The organism is Acinetobacter sp. 18QD2AZ41W (assembly GCF_009829025.1).
Taxonomy (GTDB): Bacteria; Pseudomonadota; Gammaproteobacteria; order Pseudomonadales; family Moraxellaceae; genus Acinetobacter; species Acinetobacter pseudolwoffii.
The window spans coordinates 1-3,935 of the sequence record NZ_WURP01000035.1 but is presented as its reverse complement, the minus strand read 5'-3'; the positions used below and the strand labels follow the sequence as shown (position 1 = coordinate 3,935).

Below are 3,935 nucleotides of genomic sequence, written 5' to 3'. Positions count from 1 at the left end.
GCCAAATCGGCATAGCGATCTGCTGTTCCGAGCCGCCCAAGGTCGATCAGACCCGTGCATTGAAGAGTTTTAGGGTCCACCATGAAGTTCGGCATGCAGGGATCACCATGGCAAACAACCATATCGGTGCGCTCTTGGTCGAGCCGCACCGGTAGCTCTCGTTCGACACGAGCCAAAAGATCGAGCTGCGGCGTACTCTTGTCCTCGTCCGGTAAGAAGTCGGGATTGACGGCATTGCGGGACACCACATCAACGGCGCGTCCGAACATTCGCGACAGCCTGCGCTCAAACGGACATTGATCAACCGATAGGCTGTGAACAGCGCCAAGTTGCTGCCCCATTGACGGCCACGCTTTGAGCAAATCCGCTCCAGACAGATCAGCCGCCGGTACTCCCGGAATTGCCGTTATCACCAAGCATGCACCCTCCTGTTCCTCCTGCCAGTTGATCACCTCGGGGCAAGCCACACCTCGACCTTTGAGCCAAATGAGGCGGTCACGCTCTCCAGCGAGCTCACCGCGGCGGGAAGCAGGTGCGATTTTCGCGAAGGCATGCCCGTCACCACGTCGAAAAACAAAATCACCAGATTCTCCGCCTCTGACAGGCAACCAGTCAGAATGCGATTCACCAAAAAAAATATTAGTTCGATTCAATGGAGGTTCCTTCAGTTTTCTGATGAAGCGCGGAGGTGAGAGGTGGTCCCACTTGTTTGAACAACTAAAAGCTTATTTATAAGTGATACTCTGCTCTAGTTAAGCTACCTTATTTTGTTGTGGTAGCTGGTCATAGTAAAACTCATCTGGAGTCATTTTGTCCAGACTCGAATGAGGTCGTTTCAAATTATAAAATTCAAAATATGCGTTTAATTGCTTCTTCGCATCCAAAACATTGCTGTAGGCTTTGAGATACACCTCTTCATATTTAACGCTCCGCCATAATCGTTCAACCATCACATTATCAACCCATCGACCTTTACCATCCATACTGATTTGAATGCCATTTGATTTCAATACATCAATAAATGCATCACTGGTAAACTGACTGCCTTGGTCTGTATTAAAGACTTCAGGTCGGCCATATTTTTCAATAGCTTCATTTAATGTTTCTATGCAAAATGTAACCTCCATACTAATCGATACTCTATGCGCAAGTACCTTGCGGCTATGCCAATCAATCACAGCACATAAATAAACAAAGCCTTTTGCCATAGGGATATACGTTATATCCGTAGACCACACTTGATTACTGCGCTGAATAGCCAATCCTTTGAGCAGATATGGATATTTACGGTGAGCTTGATTGGCCTGACTTAGATTTGGTTTACGATATAACGCATTAATGCCCATTTTCTTCATTAAAGTACGTGTATGACGTCGTCCTATATGATGTCCTTGACGATTCAATAAATCACGCATCATACGGCTACCTGCAAAAGGGTATTGCATATGTAACTCATCCATACAGCGCATCAGCTTCAGATCTGATTCACTCACAGGTTTTGGGCGATAGTAATAACAACCACGGGAGACTTTCAGCAGCTTAGCTTGCTTAGATACTGAAATCTGAAGTGAGTCATCGATTAACTTTTGTGGTTGAAGCGACCCAGTTTCTTCAACACACCTTCTAAAAAATCAATTTCTAATGCCTGCTCACCGATTTTTGCATGTAGTTTTTTTAGATCGATGGGTGGTTCTGTTGGAGCTTTTGATTGATCGAAAGCTTGCGAGGAAGCTGAAATCAGTTGATTTTTCCAGTCAATAATTTGGTTTTGATGAACATCAAATTCAGCACTCAATTCAGCAAGTGTTTTTTCTGCTTTAATCGCAGCAAGTGCTACCTTAGCTTTAAAGTCATTTGAATGATTTCTTCTTGGTCTACGTGTCATAAAATACTCCATATATTGATGTTTATAACATCATTTGGGGAGCAAAATATCACTTATAAGTGTTGTTCAAATTTCCTGATCCACCTCTGTGGCTCAACCTGCGAAAAGAAACGAGTTGCTACGTAAGTCCGAGAACATGCTTTCCATGGTCTCTGAGCTCGCCTTTGGGACCGACATATCGGTAGAGAGTGACGCGCTCGATGCCGAGTTCCTTGCAGAGATCGGAAACTGAAGTATCGCGCTGGGCCATGGCGGCTTGCGCGAGACGCACCTGAGCTTTGGTGAGCGCGAATTTTCGTCCGCCCTTGCGACCGCGCGCTCTCGCGGAGGCGAGACCCGCCATGGTGCGCTCTCGGATCAGATCCCGCTCGAACTCGGCCAAGGTGGCGAAGATTCCGAACACCATGCGACCGGACGCAGTCGTGGTGTCGATCTGAGCGCCCTTTCCAGTCAGAACCCGCAGGCCGATCTTGCGGTCTGACAGCTCCTTCACCGTGTTGACCAGATGGGCAAGCGATCGTCCGAGGCGATCGAGCTTCCAGACCACCAGCACATCGCCGTCACGCAATGACTTGAGGCAGGCAGTCAAGCCAGGGCGATCATCACGACCGCCGGAAGCAAGATCATCATAGATATTGTCCCGTTCGACACCTGCGGCGCGCAAGGCGTCGTGCTGCAGGTCGAGAGACTGCGAGCCATCGGCTTTGGAGACGCGGGCATATCCGATCAGCATGTATCACAAACGTTGGTTTGAGGCGGCGCTTCGGCCACGATTGCATTGACCTCTGGAAATGTATCTCAACCAGCTTCATAAACAAAGCGTCTTGAACGCTATCAGATTTTGAAAAAGGAACATGTATGCCGCGTCGCGTCACTCTAACCGATCGGCAGAAAGACGCGCTGTTGCGCTTGCCGACTTCACAGACGGATTTGCTCAAGCACTATACGCTGAGTGATGAAGACCTTGGGCATATCAGGCTGCGTCGGCGCGCTCACAACAGGTTCGGCTTCGCCCTGCAATTGTGTGTCCTGCGCTATCCCGGCCGGGTGCTGGCTCCAGGCGAACTGATCCCTGCAGAGGTCATCGAATTTATCGGAGCGCAGCTTGGCCTGGGTGCCGACGATCTCGTAGACTATGCTGCCCGCGAGGAAACACGGCACGAGCATCTTGCCGAGTTACGGGGGCTCTACGGCTTCCGCACCTTCTCCGGACGTGGTGCGAGCGAGCTGAAGGAATGGTTGTTCCGAGAAGCCGAGATGGCGGTGTCGAACGAGGATATCGCCCGTCGCTTCGTAGCCGAGTGCCGACGCACCCGCACTGTCCTTCCCGCGACATCCACGATCGAGCGGCTTTGTGCCGCGGCTCTCGTCGATGCCGAGCGACGCATCGAGACGAGGATCGCCAGTCGGCTGCCTATGTCGATCCGAGAACAGTTGCTGGCATTGCTCGAGGAGACGGCTGATGATCGGGTGACCCGTTTTGTGTGGCTGCGCCAGTTCGAGCCTGGCTCGAACTCTTCGTCGGCCAACCGGCTGCTCGACCGGCTCGAATATCTGCAACGCATCGATCTCCCCGAGGATCTGCTTGCCGGCGTTCCTGCCCATCGGGTGACTCGTCTGCGCAGGCAGGGTGAACGGTATTATGCCGACGGCATGCGCGATCTCCCGGAGGACAGGCGGCTTGCGATCTTGGCTGTTTGCGTCTCGGAATGGCAGGCGATGTTGGCCGACGCAGTGGTCGAAACCCACGACCGGATCGTCGGCCGTCTCTACCGTGCTTCGGAGCGTATTTGCCATGCAAAGGTCGCAGACGAAGCGGGGGTGGTGCGTGACACCCTGAAATCCTTCGCCGAGATCGGGGGCGCCCTGGTCGATGCACAGGATGATGGCCAGCCGCTGGGCGATGTCATCGCGAGGGCACTGTTGCAAAGTTAGCGATGAGGCAGCCTTTTGTCTTATTCAAAGGCCTTACGTTTCAAAAACTCTGCTTACCAGGCGCATTTCGCCCAGGGGATCACCATAATAAAATGCTGAGGCCTGGCCTTTGCGT

3 protein-coding genes and 2 pseudogenes are annotated in these 3,935 nt (G+C 51.8%); 1 reads left to right on the top strand and 4 read right to left on the bottom strand.

Going from position 1 to position 3,935, the window contains the following annotated elements; translation table 11 throughout:
- From GVV58_RS14950 to GVV58_RS14940, 3 genes are all read right to left on the bottom strand, one after another.
- Positions 1–653 (bottom strand): APH(3'') family aminoglycoside O-phosphotransferase (locus tag GVV58_RS14950; RefSeq protein WP_139758412.1); only part of this gene is annotated, 653 nt, incomplete at its 3' end.
- Positions 654–752: 99 nt separating this feature from the next.
- A protein-coding gene (locus tag GVV58_RS14945; RefSeq protein ID WP_223672967.1) for an IS3 family transposase occupies positions 753–1,885 on the bottom strand; the annotation gives its coding sequence in 2 pieces (ribosomal slippage) (positions 753–1,633 and positions 1,633–1,885; 1,134 coding nt in all).
- Positions 1,886–2,003: 118 nt separating this feature from the next.
- Entirely contained in the window at positions 2,004–2,618 is a 615-nt protein-coding gene (locus GVV58_RS14940) for a recombinase family protein (protein ID WP_000904906.1), read from the bottom strand.
- A 125-nt stretch (positions 2,619–2,743) separates the two neighbouring features.
- Here GVV58_RS14940 and GVV58_RS14935 point away from each other — a divergent pair.
- A pseudogene (locus GVV58_RS14935) lies at positions 2,744–3,772 on the top strand (DUF4158 domain-containing protein); the annotation flags it as partial.
- An 81-nt stretch (positions 3,773–3,853) separates the two neighbouring features.
- Here the strand turns inward: GVV58_RS14935 and GVV58_RS14930 are convergent.
- Positions 3,854–3,935: pseudogene (locus GVV58_RS14930) on the bottom strand (IS6 family transposase); the annotation flags it as partial.